Below are 15951 nucleotides of genomic sequence, written 5' to 3' on the forward strand. Positions count from 1 at the left end.
GGCACGATGCCTGTTTGATCCTGAGTGTCTCTGATCAGCCGATACAGTCCGGCCGGCTAGATATCGGCGAGGCCGGACCATGAGGGCCGGCTCGGTGCGGCCGACTTGCCCTCAGGGCAGTGCGACCGATAGTCACACCAGCCGCATCGTCCGGACGGGCGAGGCGGGAAGATGTCATCGCCGGACTCGCCGACCCGAAATGCCTCATCGGCGTCGGCACACTCGGCGGCGATGCCGTCGGCGCGTGCGAGGTGCCGGCCCAGCGAGATTTCGTCGTGCTCCCAGATCGCTGTTTCCCCCGACGGTAGGTGGTGCAGCTCTACCCGGCGGCACGGCAAACGCATCGTGCGGGCCGTCGCGGCGGCGTAGACCGCGAGCGCAAGCGAGGACCGTGCGTCGTCGGTGGTCAGCACGTGCCGACCGGTCTTGTAATCGACGATCACGAGTTCGCCAGCCCGATTGTCGATCCGGTCGACGCGCCCTGACAGCGAGACCCCGCCGTGCACCAGCCCTACCGTGCGCTCGACGCCGTGCGGCTCATCTTCCGGATCGAGCAGAGCCACATAGCGTTCGACCATCGCCTTGGCTGCCGTTTGCCACTGCTCGGCTTGCTCTGTGTCACGGAATCCCTCGCTGGCCCAGTATCTGCCGACCAACGCACCCGCCCGCTCGACGGACCGGGCGCTCAGCGGCAACCGCCACCACTGCGCAAGCGCGTTGTGCACGACCGCGCCCATCGTGTTGTGGGCCCAAGGCGGCCCCTTGGCCGGCGGTGGCCGTTCAAGGTAGGTGAACCGGTAACGACGAGGGCAATCGGACCACGTGGCCAAGCGGGTGGGGGTGGCAGCGTAGAGGCGCCCAGGCATTCCCTCGAGTGCCGGTTGGTAGTTCATGTGATCCCTGCGTCACGTTCAGCTCTGCCCCGCGCATTCACCCGCTCCTGCAGGCGCTCCCACTCCTCCGGAGCCGTGGTGTTGACGCCGAGCTCGTGATCGTTCTTGCCACGGCCGTGGTAGTCGCTGGCGCCGGTGGCGACCAGGCCCAGGTCGGAGGCGAGAGCACGCAGTTCTTCCCGCTCTACGGTGCTGTGATCTTGATGGTCCACCTCGATGCCGTCGAGACCAGCCTCGGCCAGCAGCTCCAACGTGGTGCGATCGAACAGCCCGCGCGACCCGCGGCCCCAAGGATGCGCCAGCACGGCCACACCGTCGGCGGCGTGCACCTTGCCGATCGTGTCGATCAAGTCCGGGGCGTACTTGTCGACGTATCCGAGACATCCATAGGACAACCATTCGGCAAAGGCCTCGTCGCGGTTCTTCACGTACCCCTTTGAGACCATCACGTCGGCCACGTGGGGGCGGCCGACCGTGGACGCGCCCTTGGCCAGGGCGAGAATCTCGGAGAGCTCGACCGGCATGCCGGCCTGGGTCAGCCGGGTGGAGATCCGCTGCAACCTGTCGCGCCGGTCGATGCGGATACGGGCGAGTTCACGCGCCAGGGGCCGATAATCAGGGTTGACGTGGTATGCGAGCAGATGGACGCCGTACCCGCGATGCTGTGTCGAGACCTCGACACCCGGGACCAGCTCGATACCACATTCGGCTGCCGCGTCCCGGGCAGCGGCCCAGCCGTCGAAGGTGTCGTGATCGGTCAGCGCAACCACGTCCAGTCCCCTGCTGTGCGCTCGCCGAACCAAATCACCGGGCAGGTCGGTGCCGTCGGAAACGTTGCTGTGGGTATGCAGGTCAATGAGCAAGCTGCCAGTTCCCCATCTTTCTACGCCTTACGTCCGTGGAAGACAGCGCGCCCTCTTTGGTGCACTAGTCCCCTGCACCGGTGATCCTAGCGCCCTGCGTGGGGACTAGCCGGGATGCAACCACGGCGGCGGGGTGCCATAGGGCAGTAGGTCGGCCTCGTGCCCAAGATCACGAAGGTCTTCCAGCACGAGGTCCTCGAGCAGGAGCGCCCCGGCGGTCTGTGGGTAGAGGATCATCCACAGCCAGTGCCCGGCGGACTGGCCAGCATAAACCGCACGATCCGGATGTCCGTCCACACACCACAGCGGTGCGTGCCGGCCGTTGACGTCAACGCGCGCATGCGGCTCGGCCTGGACGGCCTCGCCTGGATCGACGGACTTCACGCCGGCGTATCCAGCACCGAGACCCACACCCTGCTCTTCCGCGACCAGCACAAGGTCAGCCGCGCCGCCGAACGGGTTAGGGCCGCTGAGTGCCACGGCGGTGCCACGCACGCCCGAGGCGTCGTCCCCGGCGTGTGCGACGGCGCCGACGACCCAGCCCTGCATGAGCGGCCAGGGGATCCACAGAGGTACGGCCGAGCGCTGGCTGATCTGGCGCACAAGCCGCGCACTGGGCACCGCAAGCGGTGCGAGCGGGAAGACAGCTCCGTGCCGGCGGCAAGTCCACCGGTTCGCCCATGGACCGGGCGGCCGAGGCTGATCACCGCAGCGCGGACAGATTTGCTCGCCTCTCACCCGATGACGTTCTCCCGTTTGACCGTTCCCGTCAAGCGTTTCCGGCTTTGAACCCGCGCGGGTTCTTGTGCGCGGGGCACGAGCTCCGGCCGCCGGTCGTCGCTCCCGCTAAGCCGCATACTCACCCGTTGTCAGCCGGTACGCAGCGAAAGCCTCGCTAGATGATTGCGTGCGTCTTCGGCATGCTGGTGCTGGCAGTAGATCTCGTACTTGCTGGCGACGATCACGCTCTTGGAGGTGAAGTCCCGGCGGCCACCGGTGAACGCGTAACCCACCGCTCCGAAGATCATCATGAACACGGCACCCCAGGCCATACTCATGATGATGATGGTGCCCCAGCCTTCGTCGGTGAACAGGCTCAGCAACAACCCGACGAACAGGCCCAGCCACGCCCCAGTGGCCAATCCACCCGCGATGGCCTTGCCCCACGTCATGCGGCCGGTGACTCGCTCCACCTGGCGTAGATCGGTGCCGACGATGGCGAGATGTTCGACCGGGAATTTGTGGTCAGACAGGTAGTCAACTGCTTGCTGTGCCTGCTCGTACTGGTCGTACGTGCCGACAACCATGCCGGTCGGCAACCCTGGCACCGGGCTCACCATGCGGATCCTCCTCATTCAGCAACCCGAGCGCGCAGCTCCTGATACCCAATGGTTGCATTATCCCACCGCAAATACACGATCCAGCCGTCATCCCGGCCGGCACGACGTCTTGGGCGCGGGCTGCGGCCGGCGACTATCGCGCAGAGGTCAAGCGAACGACGCCACCAGCCATTCCGGAAGATGCTCGGCTTGGCGAACACCCATGGCAAGCACCAACGCACGCTGCACCTTCGGCTCGAACGGGTCCAGGAGCAGGCTCATCCCTGCTTCCTCCGGTGTGCGGTCAGCTTTACGCTGGTTGCACATGACACAGGCAGCCACCGTATTGAGCCAGCTGCGCTGTGCGCCGCCTCGCGACGTGGGCACGATGTGGTCGATGGACTCCGCGCGTGCCCCGCAATAGCCGCACCGCCGTGAGTCGCGCTCGAGCACGCCACTGCGCGACCAGGGTAGTTTCCGGCGATATGGCACCCGGACGAAACGTAGCAGCCGCACGACCAGCGGCGCGGGGAACTCTTGAGTGGCCGATCGGATGATCCGGTCGGAGTCGGCGTGTTCTGTCACAGCCTTTTCGGTCAACACGAGAACGATGGCCCGACGAACAGACACGACGGCCAGTGGTTCGTACGAAGCATTCAGCACCAGCGTCTGCACCCGTCCGTCCCCTTCCGTGACATCGGCCGCTCCTTTACCTCAAATGTTCGTGGCGCGCCTCAAAGTCGGCTCGGGCCGGCCGCAAAGCGACGGCACGTACGGCCCACGTGTGTTGCCTCATCTCGGCGTCGTCACTCCTCACGTCCGGTATCTTCCCCAGAATCCGGCTTCCGGATCTGCTTGTATGGGCGAATTCTAATGAAACAGTCGGCGCATCTGGACCTCAGCCTGCACTGAGTCCTCCGCCAGCTCAAGGAAATTTCCGGCCAGCCACCCGCGGCTGATTCCCACAACCGTCCTGAGCAGGCCTTTTATCGGGCTCGACGACCCCGGCTCGGGTCAGGCCGTTTCCTCGCGCGGCACGGACTCGCTGTGGGCCAGTGATCGCCAGACGTCGGTCACCCGTTTCTGTACGAGATCGACGACGTCACGGACGGCCAGGCCCGCGAACTCCTCCGGCATGACGGGCCGGCCCACTCTGAGCCGCACCGTCGGACGCCGCACGATGGACGTCAGCGCACCGCCGAGGCTCCGGGCGACGGATCCGGACCCGATGAGCCGAGCATCGTGATGTGCCACCGGAATGACCGGAGCTCGCGCGTCCAGCGCCAGCCGAGCCACGCCGAACCGGAAGCGCCGAGGGGAACCGTCTGCCGTCGCGGCGACGTCGCCCTCCGGGTAGATGCCGACAACCTCGCCTCGGGCCAGGGAATCCTTCGCCGCTTTCAGCGCCACCGTCCCGGCCTGCCGCCCGACCTCCACCATGCCCGCCTGCCGGGCCAGCGGACCGATGAAGGGGTTCTTGAACACCATGGATGAGGCAATGAACCGGACATGGCCGTGTTCGGTCCCACAGCCGTCCTGGTGACACGGGACGCTCGGACGAAGTCCGGTCCGGTACAACGTGGACAGCACCGGCGGGACGTCAGCGATAGTCGTGTGATTGACGGCAACGATCGCAGGTCCAGTCAACGGCAGATTCTCGAGGCCATCAGGCTCGACGCGCCCGAACAATCTGGTCAGACCGACCGCTACTGCTCCTACTAGTTCCACGGCCCTATTATCCCGGGTGCCTATCAGAGCCCATCAAACGGGACATTAGTACTGAACTCGCGGACCAGTCAGTCTTCGCTCGACTCGTCGGCCTCAGCGTCGTCGTCCTCGTCGTCCTCGCTGGGCAGTGTCGACGGATCGACGACGTCGTCCTCGTCGGGAACCTCGACGTCGACGTCTTCGCCGAAGTCACTGAAGGTCAATATGCCTGAACCACCCGAGGCGCCCTTCTCCTCGAACCGCAGCGGCAGCGGCTCGCCCGTGGCGGTGATCCACAGCGTGCCGCCTGTCTCGGCGAACATGAGACCCACAGCTGGGACTCCGTTGACCTCCTGCACAGACGTCAGCTCACCCTGAACCTGTGACCCCAGCACGGCTTCCGCGAAATCACTTCCTTCAGCGAAGATGCTGAAGCTCGAGCTCGACTCCGGTGAGATCAACAACCATTTGTCGGCGATCGTGTCGTCCACGTCCGCGCCCACGATGTCGGCGATGGTCGCGGCGTCACTCGTGATGTAGACCACGCCGTCGTGCGCGACCAGCTCCACTTCGCTGTCTGTGATCACCGTGCCTACGGAGCCTTCACCGGTCTTGAACGTGATGTCGATGGTGCTGCCCGCCGACGTGGTGCCGCTGACCCGGTACGTGCCGGCGTCGTCGAGATTGGCGATCACGGTGCCGAGTGCCTCCTCAGGGGGAAGCTGGTCGATGCCGTTCTCGGCCGGGGCGGTCTCGGAGTTCGAGGCGATCTGCGCCATCGGCGCAGCGGTGGGGGTATCCGGCTCGGAACTACAACTCGTCATCGCGATGGTCACCACGGCGATCAGGGCCAAGCCCATCCTCCGGCAATAAGCCAGCTGCATCGGACCTGGACCTCTCCGCGCTATCGAATCGGTGACAAGGGCAAGCGGCCTGATCGCTGCCGGTTAGAACCTGAACGCAGCAGACGCGCAGCCCGCAGTGACGGAGTGTACCTCGCTTCACCCTGCATCGTCGCCTCTGTGGAAAGCGGATTGTTCGACCCCTGGACGCAAAGGTGACGAATCAGGTTGAGCCGGGTAGCCTCCAGCACACACGGGTCAACGTGTGACACCGGGAGGATCGTTCCGACCGGCTGCCACCGTCCCGGGGAAAACAACTTCATACCCACGACAGGGGAGCGCTGCAGCGCTGAGAGTGCGGGAGAGACCCGCAGACCCTCGAACCTGATCCGGGTCATGCCGGCGAAGGAAGTCATCATGCAGATCAGCCAGCGGCGCGCTCACGGGTACCTCCCGCCAGCGCGCTTTTTGTGGTCCAGCATGGCTGCTCCGGCGGAGCTCTTCGTCAGCACGGTCACACGACCTCTGACCTGGTCGAAGACGTTAGGAGCAACGTGAGCCCGACCCAGAACGTTCCACCCGCGAACGCCCCGGCCCCGGAAACGCCCGGCCGGCGCAGATGGCGAACCGTCGACATCATCGTGGCCTCGGTGCTCGGCGTCGCCTTCGGCGTGCTTTTCGCCGCGTGGAACAACTTCGTCTACCCCACCGTCAGCGCACCGCTCACCAGCACGCCATTCAGCCCGGCGATAGGTGCCATCTGGCTGATGCCGGCCGTCCTCGGCGCTCTGGTGATCCGGCGGCCGGGCGCCGCGCTGTACACGGAGATCGTCGCCGCCACCACCTCGATGCTGTTCGGGTCCGCCTGGGGAATGGCGGTCTTCATGTCCGGACTCTGGCAAGGGCTGGGCGCGGAGCTGATCTTCGCGCTGCTGGCCTACCGCCGCTGGGGTGCGGGCGCCGCGCTGTTCGCCGGGGCGGGCGCGGGGCTGGCGATGGGCATCAACCAGGCCATCGTCTCCGTGCCTGAGTTCAGTCTGGACTGGAAGGCTGTCTACGTGGCCTCGGCAGTGGCCGCGGGGCTGGTAGCGGGCATCCTGAGCTGGATGCTGGCCCGTGCTCTGGCGCGGACCGGCGCGCTCGCCCCATTCGCCTCGGGCCGCGCCCAGCACGAGATCTGACGGCATGGGCGCCGAAATGGGCGGACACATCCAGATCCGGGGATGGGGCTGGCGATACGCCGGCCGGCGGCATTGGGCGTGCCGCGGTATAGACCTTGATATCGAGGCCGGTGAGCGGGTGTTGCTCGTCGGCAGCTCAGGAGCAGGCAAATCGACGCTGCTGCGCGCCGCTGCCGGGCTGCTCGATCCGGATACGGCGGCAGAGCAGGAAGGGCACGTTCTCATCGACGGCCAGCCGGCGGCGCAGGCCCGCGGCCGGATCGGAATGCTGCTGCAAGACCCGGAAGCCGCTCTCGTCATGTCTCGTGCGGGCGACGACGTCGCGTTCGGGCTCGAGAACGCCGGCGTCGCGCGGGATGAGATCTGGCCGCGGGTGGACCACGCCCTCCAGCACGTCGGCTTCGAATACGGCCGGGAGCGGCCCACGGCCGCGTTGTCCGGCGGAGAGCAGCAACGCCTTGCACTCGCCGGCGCGCTCGTCCGCCGGCCGTCGATACTGCTGCTGGACGAACCAACGGCCAATCTCGATCCAGCGGGCACCAGGCTGGTGCTGGACGCCGTACGCGGTGTCATCGGCGCTCCCCTCATCCCCGTTGATCATGGGCAAAAGCAGCCAACAAAGGCTCGGATAGATGCCTTTGCCCATGATCAACGCGAGCGGGGGGCGAGTGGCGCCACGCTGGTGATAGTCGAGCATCGCGTCGATCTGGCCGTTGAGCTCGTCGACCGCGTCGTCGTGCTCGAACCCGGTGGCGGTGTCCTCGAGGACGGCCGGCCACAGGAGGTCTTCGGGCGTCGCGGCGCCGCACTCGCGGCCGCCGGGGTGTGGGTACCGGCTCCGTGGGCACCGCCGTCGCCGGTTCGACGACGCGGTCCGGGTGGCGCGACCCGGCTGCGCGCCGACCGGGTCAGCCGGAGCTATCCCAACGCCGCCCGGATGGCCCTCGAACCGTCTAGCGTCGAACTGGCCGAAGGGCAGGCCACCTGCGTCGTCGGGCCGAACGGCAGTGGGAAGTCGACACTCGCGACGATCCTGGCCGGCCTGGTGCGCCCGGACACCGGCGGCTCCTACCTGGCCGACGTGCCGGACCGGCCGCTGCACCGCTGGCGCGCCCAGCAGCTGTGCCGCCGGGTGGGCACCGTCTTCCAGGATCCCGAGCATCAGTTTCTGGCCCCAACCGTGCAGGAAGAGCTGATGATCGGCCCGCGCCGAGCCGGGATGCCGACCGCGGCGGCGCAGCGGCGATGCGCCGAGTTGCTCAGCCGGCTCCGCCTCGACCGGCTGGCCGGCGCCAACCCGTATACCCTGTCCGGCGGCGAGAAACGCCGGCTGTCGGTCTCGACGGCGCTGGCCACGGCGCCGGACGTGTTGGTGCTCGACGAGCCGACGTTCGGGCAGGACGCACAGACCTGGCAGGAGCTGATCAGCTTGTGCGCCGAACTCCGGGACAACGGGACGACGATCCTCAGTGTCACGCACGACGAGCCGTTCGCCGACGTCCTGGCCGATCAGCGAATCACGGTTCGTGACGGCACGGTCAGCCTGGCCGACGCCGGCCGCAGCGCCCCAGCCGGTCCCACGGCGTCCGTCTTCGACGTGGTGCCCACCAGCCCGCCGGGTGACGGCCACGTTGCCGACGACATGCCGGTCCCCCGAAGGAGTACCTCGTGATCGTCACCGGCCTGTCCGCGCCGCGCGGAACGACGAGTGTGCTCGGCAGGCGCAATCCGGTGGCCAAACTGGGCGCGGCCTTCGTACCCGCCGTGGTCCTGATGGCCGGGGTAGACCCGATCTCGTCCGGCATAGTGGCCGCGGTTGCGCTGCTGAGTGTGCCCGCGTGGGGATTGACCTGGCGTGACGTGGCGCGACGGGCATGGCCGCTGGCACTGGCCGTAGGTTCTATCGCGATCGGCAACATGCTCTTCACCGGGCGAAAAGGCGGCTCGATACTGCTCGATGCCGGCCCGCTGCTGATCACCACCGAAAGCGTGGCGGTGGGCGCCACCACCGGATTGCGCTTCGCGGCCATCGTGTTGCCGGGCGTCCTGGCCGTGCTGACTATCGACCCCGTCGATCTGGCCGACTCGCTGGTACGTCAGCTGCGTATTCCGCCTCGATTCGCCTACGGCTCATTGGCAGCGCTGCGGCTGGCGCCGCTCATGGCCGCTGAGTGGGAGATCCTGGGCCGGGCGCGAAGGGCCCGTGGCCTGGAAGCCGGCCGCAACCCGCTGGTGGCTGTCCGGCTGTTCAGCGGGAAGCTGTTCGCGCTGCTCGTCGGGGCGGTTCGTCGAGGTACGCAGATGGCGGTAGCGATGGACGCCCGGGGCTTCGACGCACGGGGGCCGCGCACGTGTGCCCGTGAGATCCGGTTCACCGGCGCCGACGCGGCGCTGCTGATCTGCTCGATCGCGATCGTCGCTCTGGCGGTGACGTCAGCCGTCGTCACCGGCCACTGGAATCCGGCGCTGTCTTCCTGACACGAGCCGTGCTGCGGGCCGCTGAGAGGCTTACATGTCGGGGTTGCGAAGCACCCGGAGATGACCGCGCCGGGTCGGCTCGCCGACCGGCTCGGGATCCGGTTCCGGCGGCCGGGCCGCTTCCCGGACGGCGTCGGCCAGTGCGAGCAGGTCATCGCTGCTCGGGCCCATGGCGTCGGGATCCGGCGCCAGCCGGATGACTTCCCACCCGCGCGGCGCCACGAGGCGCTCGGCGTGCTCGGAGCAGAGGTCGTAGGTGTGGGGCTCGGCGTAGGTGGCGAGCGGCCCGAGAACCGCGGTGGAGTCAGCATAGACGTACGTCAGCGTCGCGACCGCGACCTGAGAACAGGCCGAACGGGAACAGCGACGGGTTGGGCTCACAATGCCCAAGGTTATCCCCCTTGGACGCCCGTGCCAGGTGCGGCACGCCATTGAGGAGCCCGTCATCACGTTCCCGCACGCCGTCATGGCGGCCAAGTTGCTAGTCTGCCGATGTGAGCATTCCCGACGGCGGTACCGGCCCGATGGGTCTGCCACGGATCCGGCGTGACCGTCATGGGCATGGGCTCCGGACCTCCGTGGCTCCCCCGGACAGCCCGCTCAGCCGCTCCCGCGCGCAGCGTTTCGACGACCTCGTCATCGAAACCATCGACCGGCTTGATCAGCGTTGGCGCGACCAGCTCAGCAAGGTGGAGTTCGCCGTCGAGGACGTCCCGACTCTGGACGATTGGACACACAACTGGGTGCCGCTGGCCCGGGCGTTTGCCGCCACCGGCGCGCTGCCGGCTCGGATCGTGGTGTTCCGCCGGCCCATCGAGACCCGGACCAAGAATCACGACCAGACCCGGGAACTCCTCCGGGACGTCGTCGCCGAACAGGTCGCGGAGATGTTCGGCACCGAGCCGCAAGAAGTCGACCCTTCCTACGGCTCCGGCCACACCAGCTGACCCGCCCCAAATGCCCCTCACCAAATGATCATGTTTGGTGGGTTCTCTCGTGCGTCACCATGCCTGCGGGCCTGTTGACGCAAGGGGATACCCACCAAACATGATCATTTAGGTGGGGCGGCAAGAACTGGCGGCGAGGTGGAGCAGGCCGAGGCGGGAACTGGAGGGGTTAGTCCTCGGAGCGGTCCAGGACGGACGGCAACTCGCCTACCACCCTCGGTACAGCGACTTCGATGGCGGGGGAACGCAGCGGCAGCAAGTCGAAGTAGGCGCCTTGGTCGTCCTCGGCGGACATCTCCCGGCCGACGACGATCGCTCCCGGCTGAGCCGGCTCGACCAAGACCGTCGCGAACGACGCGTCGTCGGCACGTTCCAGCTCGAACGGCACAGTGGCACCACCCGGTATGTCCAGCTCTTCCTCGCTGTCCACGGCGCCGTCGTCGTCAAGCGTCTTGATCGTCACCCGAGTGCTCGCCTCGGCGACCGAGCTGATGTGCAGCGTGGAGCTGAAACCGCTCGACGTCCGGCCGAGCAACGCTGCCGTCGGCCCGGACAGCGGCGGTGTGGCCGCGGTGAAGGCAAGGTCCGGCAGTCCGTCGTCGGGGTCGTCGACCGCCCGCACAGACGCGGTGATGGGCTCGTCGCTGTCGAGCTCGATGGCCACCGGCTCGTCGTTGAGCCCGTCCAGCTCGATCTCACTCACGCTGCCCGCCGGAACAGTGATCACCTCATGATCTATCGGGGCGAACGGTCCGTTGGCGCCGAACATCCGCACCGAGACGATCGCGTCGGTGCTGCCCGGCGCCAGCACTCGCAACACCGGCTCGCCGTGGTCTGGCACGGCCGGGATTACCACGGTGTGGTCCGGTGCTTGGGCTTCCGGGACAAAGCTCATACCGAGAGGCGTCGTCTCGTCTGTCTCGCGCACCTCCAGCGCCGCCGAGACACGTCCCTGGGTGGTGGTGATCTCGACTCCGACACGCTCGGAATCCGGCGCCAGCGCATCGAGCAGCAGGACATGCTGGCTGCGCGCCGGTACGCCGATGCCCTGGGTGGCCGGAGCGTCGATGGGCCCGGCTTCGTCCCACAGCCGGATGTTGACGACGGCCGCCACCGACGTCGGGTTGGCCAGAACCAGCCGACCACGCTTGCCGACTTCGCCGGAACCACCGACGAACCAGTGCTCACGAGCCGCCGGCGAGCACGCCGCCGTGCTGAGCCCACGCAGGTCGATCTCTTCCATCACCATCGACTGTTCGGCGACGAGCCCTGGAGCCAGCGATCCGGTGCCCTCGACGGCCACCGAGGTGCCTTCGTCGGTCTCCACCCGGAGCCGCTCGAAAACACCTCGTCCGTCGACGGTGAGCAGCGGCTCGGCCGGTTCGGTGGGCTCCGGCGACGGCTCGGGGGTCGCCCCCGGCTCCGGGGTGAAAGCCAGCTCACGCGCGGTGATCGGATCCGGATCGTCCTCCGCAACCGCCGGAACGTCAGGAAGGGAATACACACCGATGTGCGCCCTGCCTTCTTCCTCCCCGCCGACGAACGGGCACACCGGCGAACTGCGTACCACCGGTTCCTGCACCTCAGGATATTCTTCGACGACGGACTCGGGGGCGCCCACGAGAGACGCGGCGGCCAGCACTCCAGCCCCCGCGGCGGCCACCACCAGCGCGGTCAGTCCACTGCGCATCAGAGTTCACCGTCCCTGTTCCGGTCTGGTCTGGTTGTCAGGAATCCGCTCAGGCGACCTCTGGAACAGGTTCTGAGACCGAGCATCAGGACGTGCCCTCCTCGTCGCCGCCACCCTTGGCTCGACGGCCTCCTCCTTTGCCCGAACGCCGGCCCGCCGCACGGCGACCACGGTAAGTGCCGCCGTCGGTGCTCGTGGACAGTTCGTCTTCGTCGTCGCGGCGCGCGGCGCGCCGTCCCCGGTAACGCCGGCCCGTCCCCTCACCCGGCTGCTCCGGAGCAGGCTCCACCGCGGCCGGTGCCGTGTTCTGCCCCTGAGGCGGTTCAATCGACGGTTCCTTCGGCCGAGCCGCGACCGGCTCACTCAGCGGAGGCTGAGCGTATTGGGGCGCTGTCTCGGCCACGGGGACGCTGCGGGTTGGCAGTTCGGCTGGCTCATAGGGGTATTGCGGCGTTCCCGGCACGGTGACTGCCGGCTGCGAATAGGCCGGTACCTGGCGTGGTCCGGGCCCGGGCTCGGCCGGCACGGTAGGAAGGTTCGGCGATGTGGGGTCCTCGGGATCCAGCTCGGATGCGTGCTCGACGGCTCCTCGTTCGCGACGCATGCCCGGCAGCGCGAGCACGATGGCCAGCACCACGGTGCCGAGTTGGACCAGCAGGACGCCGGCCCGGCGGGTGCCCTGGTGCGTGAGTTCCAGGTCACCGCCCTCCGGCCCAAGAGCGAATGCCTGTGCCCAGCCGTCATAGAGGGTTGGTTCCAGTGGCGAGCCGTCGAGTGTGGCCGACCACCCCTCGTCCGCCAGTTCGGAGAGAACCAGCAGGCGTCCGTCCGCGCCGGCCGGAATGGTGCCGCGAGCATCGATCTCGTCGCTGGCGACGACGACCTCGTCGTCCTCCGGTACAACAGCTGCCTCGCCTTCACCGGGCTCGGGCTGTGCGATCCAGATGCGTCCGACCGGCTGGTCGACTCGCCACATCGCGGCGCCCTCGGGTGCGCTGGCCCGGACCAAGCCGGGAACAGTGTCGAGAGTGTCGGCGAGCTCGCGGTCGTACGGAGCGGTCAGGTAAACGTACTTGGCGGCGAACTCGGCCAGCCGGGCGCCGTCGGCGCCGCCACGGCCGGAGACGATGTCGGAGACCACCTCGTCCAGTGGGCCGTACATTTCCGGCGGCGGTCCGGTCTCGGCATCGCCCATCCGCGGACCGGACGCACGCAGCAACGCATAGGTCACCCGGCCGTCGTCCGCCCGGTTCAGGACCAGGGTGCGGACCCGCTCGAGTTGCTCGGCCTCATCGGAGATGTAGGCGGGGAGCACGCGCGGATCGCGGCGTTCCAGTGGATCGTCGGCGCCGCGAGCCACCCACCACACGGTGCCGACGACGGGCACCAGCATGGCGGCTACGGTGGCCAGCGCCACGAACGGCTGGCGCCAGCCGAACCGGCTCTTCGACAGCCATTCACGCGCGCCCTCGCCGGCCACGACAGCAGCCACGATCAACGCGCCGCCGATCAGAACCGTCGGATATCCGGGCCAGCCGGAGACCGGCGTCTGCAGGGTGGGGCCGGTGACCGGCAGCCGGGAGACCACCACGCCGGCGGCCACAGCGACGCCGGCGACGGCCCACGCCGTGCCCACGACCAGCCGCCGTTCGGGCCTGAACAGCGCGGCCCAGCCCGCCAGGACCAGACCCGCGCCGATCCATACCGGCGCACCGCCCGGGCCACCTGGTTGCTGCAAGAGGATCGACCACGGCTCCAGCGCGTCGTCCGACAGACCTGGCCCAGGCATCCCGGCCTCGGTGACGAGCAGCATCGGCGTGCTGAGCACGCTGCCACTCCATGGGATGAGCACCACTGGCGCCACGGCCATGGTGACCGCCAGGCGCAGGAGGCTGGCGCGGTCGCGGAAGACGGTGGCCAGCGCCACAACGCTGAGGAGAATGACGATGATCCATGCCAGCGGCACGAAGGCGGCGATCACCGCGAGGATCAGCCCGGCGCTCCATGCCGCACGGAACGGTCCCGGCTCCCCGGGCCGGCCGAGGGTCCGGTACAGCGCCAGCACGAGCAACGGGGTGAGGACAGCGGCGACGACCGTGCCGATACGGCCCGCCGCGAGAGCACCTGTGGTGGCCGGCAACAAGGCGTAGGCGACCGATCCCCACAGCCGCAGCCAGCGGCCGGCCACCAAGCGGCGCAACAGCAGATAGGCAGTGATGCCCGCGAGCGGCACGGAGCCGAGCATGAGCAGGTCGACGGCCAGGCCGGAATCCCGGACCACCCACCCGAGAGCCGCGACCACGGCCAAGTACGGCGGCGATGCGGTGGGACTGCCCAGGCCGACTCCGTGCCACGACTCGGTGTAGCTCTGCCACAGTCCGGACACATCGCTCACGACCGGCAACAACGCGCCACCGATCAGCCGTCCGCCACCGATGACGTCGCGGATCGCGAGGAGGGTGATCAGGACGAGGCTGGTCACCGCCAGGACGAGCGGGTGCAGCAGGAGCCGGAGGACAAAAGTGTCGTCGGTTTCAGGGGTCTCATCGGTGTCGCCGGTCGCGGCCCGCCGCTGCGAACCGGGCACGTCGTGACCGGAACCGGAGCCGGTGAGCATGGCCAGGACGTTCTCGCCGGCGTGGCGCAGCTGTTGCCCCCGCGGCGGGAAGAGCGGGCGCAGCTGCCCGTGAGAACGGCGCCGGGTCTGTGCCCGGCGGGCCCGGCCACGAATCACCCGATCCGGACGGCCGAGCACGGCCAGCACTGCTCCCAGCTCTTCCACGGCCAGGGCAGGCTGCTTGCCGAAGAGGAATCCGAACGAACGACCGATCCCGCCGGCCAGGATCCGGATGAAAAGCAAAGGCAGCCAGAGGGCCGGCGAGTTGACCAGGAGGACATAGAGCGCATTGCGCCGGTCGGCGAGGTGGGCACGGTGCCGGGTAGCGCCGAGCCGGCGACGGCCGTGCGCGGCCGCCTCGGCGTGGTAGACCACCGACTCCGGGCTGAGCACCACGGCGTGGCCGGCCTGGTTGGCTCGCCAGCCGAAGTCGATGTCGTCACGGAAGACCGACAGCAGTGGGTCGAAGCCGTTGAGCTCGTCCCAGACATCGCGGCGGATGAGCATGCCGGCGCTGCCGACGGCCAGGACGTCGCGCGAGATGTCGTGTTGGCCTTGGTCGTACTCGCGGCGATCCAGGCCCGTATGCCGCCGGCCGCCACCGGAGATGGTGAGCCCGACTTCGAGAAGCTGGCGGTCCCCACGCCAGCCGAGGACCTTGGGTCCTATGACGCCCGCGTCAGGACGTCGTACCGCTGTCTCCAGCAACCGGCGCAAGGCATCGGGCGCCGGCGCGCTGTCGTCGTGCAGGAGCCAGATCCATTCGGTTCGCCCAGCCTCCGCACCGCCGAAGCGCCGCGAGGAGGCGATCATCTCATCGGCGGCCTGAACACCGCGGGCCACCGCCGCCCCGAACCCGGTGTTCCGCGGCGCCGTGACCACGGCCGTCGCACCGAGAGCGTTGGTGAGCAGTTCGGGCGTCTCGTCCCTGCTACCCGTGTCAACGGCGAAGATACGCCCGGGCACATGCGTCAGCGCGCCGAGCGCCTCCAGCGTCCGTGGCAGCCACCTGCTGCCGTTGTGGGCGACCAGGATCGCGGTGACGTCATGGCCGAACAGATCGGTCGGATCGACGGGCTGGACATCCGTTGTTTCGCCCGTGAACGCATCGAGGGCGTCGTTGATGCCATAGCCGGGATCTTCGTAATGGCTCCGGGATTCGGAAGCTGCCGGCGCGTGACCGGTGAGCGCAGCGCCCTGGCCGCCGAGGGCGGAGCCAGCAGGAGGTGAGATGTATCGGTCGGTTGCCATGCCTCGTCGTCGGTTCCAACTGTCTTGGGGTCTTCAGGGCTCAGTGCGGCGCACTGACACGCCGACCGACAACCTTACGCCGAGTTCGATGAATAAGCCGCACGCAACCGTTGTGAACACCTGGATGCCCGAGAGTCAACCTGCTCGTAGGTGTTCGGTGAAC

General features: G+C 68.1%; 14 protein-coding genes and 1 riboswitch. Of the genes, 4 read left to right on the plus strand and 10 right to left on the minus strand.

Annotation, left to right across the window (positions count from 1 at the left end):
- Positions 1–56 precede the first annotated feature (56 nt).
- The 7 genes from F7O44_RS09955 to F7O44_RS09985 all read right to left on the minus strand — a co-directional run bounded on the left by F7O44_RS09955 (position 57) and on the right by F7O44_RS09985 (position 5666).
- Positions 57–893 carry a RecB family exonuclease gene (locus F7O44_RS09955; RefSeq protein ID WP_162450109.1) on the minus strand — a complete coding sequence of 279 codons (837 nt, stop codon included), beginning with the start codon at positions 891–893 and terminating at the stop codon, positions 57–59.
- A complete protein-coding gene (locus F7O44_RS09960; protein WP_162450110.1) occupies positions 890–1756 on the minus strand; it encodes a PHP domain-containing protein in 867 nt (288 codons plus the stop codon). Before F7O44_RS09960 ends, F7O44_RS09955 begins: the two co-directional genes overlap by 4 nt.
- A gap of 105 nt (positions 1757–1861) precedes the next feature.
- The gene (locus tag F7O44_RS09965) at positions 1862–2494 is read right to left on the minus strand and encodes a DUF6758 family protein (RefSeq protein WP_162450111.1); all 633 of its coding nucleotides are present in this window, start codon (positions 2492–2494) and stop codon (positions 1862–1864) included.
- 131 nt (positions 2495–2625) lie between these two features.
- Positions 2626–3096 (minus strand): YflT domain-containing protein, encoded by a 471-nt coding sequence (locus tag F7O44_RS09970; protein WP_174255899.1) that lies wholly within the window; start codon positions 3094–3096, stop codon positions 2626–2628.
- Between the two features lie 147 nt (positions 3097–3243).
- Complete coding sequence (locus F7O44_RS09975; protein WP_162450113.1) at positions 3244–3750, minus strand: HNH endonuclease; 507 nt, start codon at positions 3748–3750, stop codon at positions 3244–3246.
- A 339-nt stretch (positions 3751–4089) separates the two neighbouring features.
- Positions 4090–4803 (minus strand): 1-acyl-sn-glycerol-3-phosphate acyltransferase, encoded by a 714-nt coding sequence (locus F7O44_RS09980; RefSeq protein WP_162450114.1) that lies wholly within the window; start codon positions 4801–4803, stop codon positions 4090–4092.
- A gap of 68 nt (positions 4804–4871) precedes the next feature.
- Entirely contained in the window at positions 4872–5666 is a 795-nt protein-coding gene (locus tag F7O44_RS09985; RefSeq protein WP_162450115.1) for a hypothetical protein, read from the minus strand.
- A 280-nt stretch (positions 5667–5946) separates the two neighbouring features.
- Positions 5947–6052: riboswitch (TPP riboswitch) on the plus strand.
- Positions 6053–6178: 126 nt separating this feature from the next.
- Here F7O44_RS09985 and F7O44_RS09990 point away from each other — a divergent pair.
- The 3 genes from F7O44_RS09990 to F7O44_RS10000 are packed head-to-tail and all read left to right on the plus strand — an operon-like array spanning position 6179 to position 9283.
- Positions 6179–6805 carry an ECF transporter S component gene (locus tag F7O44_RS09990; RefSeq protein WP_162450116.1) on the plus strand — a complete coding sequence of 209 codons (627 nt, stop codon included), beginning with the start codon at positions 6179–6181 and terminating at the stop codon, positions 6803–6805.
- 4 nt (positions 6806–6809) lie between these two features.
- Positions 6810–8477 carry an ABC transporter ATP-binding protein gene (locus F7O44_RS09995; protein WP_222851233.1) on the plus strand — a complete coding sequence of 556 codons (1668 nt, stop codon included), beginning with the start codon at positions 6810–6812 and terminating at the stop codon, positions 8475–8477.
- Positions 8474–9283, plus strand: coding sequence for an energy-coupling factor transporter transmembrane component T family protein (locus tag F7O44_RS10000; RefSeq protein ID WP_222851234.1), 810 nt, complete (start codon positions 8474–8476; stop codon positions 9281–9283). Before F7O44_RS09995 ends, F7O44_RS10000 begins: the two co-directional genes overlap by 4 nt.
- A gap of 30 nt (positions 9284–9313) precedes the next feature.
- On the opposite strand, the gene F7O44_RS10005 is transcribed toward F7O44_RS10000, so the two are convergent.
- A complete protein-coding gene (locus tag F7O44_RS10005; protein ID WP_162450117.1) occupies positions 9314–9664 on the minus strand; it encodes a DUF3499 family protein in 351 nt (116 codons plus the stop codon).
- A 113-nt stretch (positions 9665–9777) separates the two neighbouring features.
- On the opposite strand from F7O44_RS10005, the gene F7O44_RS10010 reads away from it, so the two are divergent.
- Entirely contained in the window at positions 9778–10230 is a 453-nt protein-coding gene (locus F7O44_RS10010; protein ID WP_222851235.1) for a metallopeptidase family protein, read from the plus strand.
- A 169-nt stretch (positions 10231–10399) separates the two neighbouring features.
- On the opposite strand, the gene F7O44_RS10015 is transcribed toward F7O44_RS10010, so the two are convergent.
- Positions 10400–11920, minus strand: a complete 1521-nt coding sequence (locus tag F7O44_RS10015) for a DUF5719 family protein (RefSeq protein WP_162450118.1) — start codon at positions 11918–11920, stop codon at positions 10400–10402.
- An 85-nt stretch (positions 11921–12005) separates the two neighbouring features.
- Complete coding sequence (locus F7O44_RS10020) at positions 12006–15788, minus strand: glycosyltransferase family 2 protein (protein ID WP_162450119.1); 3783 nt, start codon at positions 15786–15788, stop codon at positions 12006–12008.
- Positions 15789–15951: the final 163 nt, after the last annotated feature.

Source organism: Phytoactinopolyspora mesophila (assembly GCF_010122465.1).
Lineage (GTDB): Bacteria > Actinomycetota > Actinomycetes > Jiangellales > Jiangellaceae > Phytoactinopolyspora > Phytoactinopolyspora mesophila.

Coding starts and splice junctions, on each gene's coding strand:
- F7O44_RS09955 (WP_162450109.1), bottom strand. CDS start 893: ATGAACTACCAACCGGCACTCGAGGGAATGCCTGGGCGCCTCTACGCT.
- F7O44_RS09970 (WP_174255899.1), bottom strand. CDS start 3,096: ATGGTGAGCCCGGTGCCAGGGTTGCCGACCGGCATGGTTGTCGGCACG.
- F7O44_RS09985 (WP_162450115.1), bottom strand. CDS start 5,666: ATGCAGCTGGCTTATTGCCGGAGGATGGGCTTGGCCCTGATCGCCGTG.
- F7O44_RS09995 (WP_222851233.1), top strand. CDS start 6,810: ATGGGCGCCGAAATGGGCGGACACATCCAGATCCGGGGATGGGGCTGG.
- F7O44_RS10015 (WP_162450118.1), bottom strand. CDS start 11,920: ATGCGCAGTGGACTGACCGCGCTGGTGGTGGCCGCCGCGGGGGCTGGA.
- F7O44_RS10020 (WP_162450119.1), bottom strand. CDS start 15,788: ATGGCAACCGACCGATACATCTCACCTCCTGCTGGCTCCGCCCTCGGC.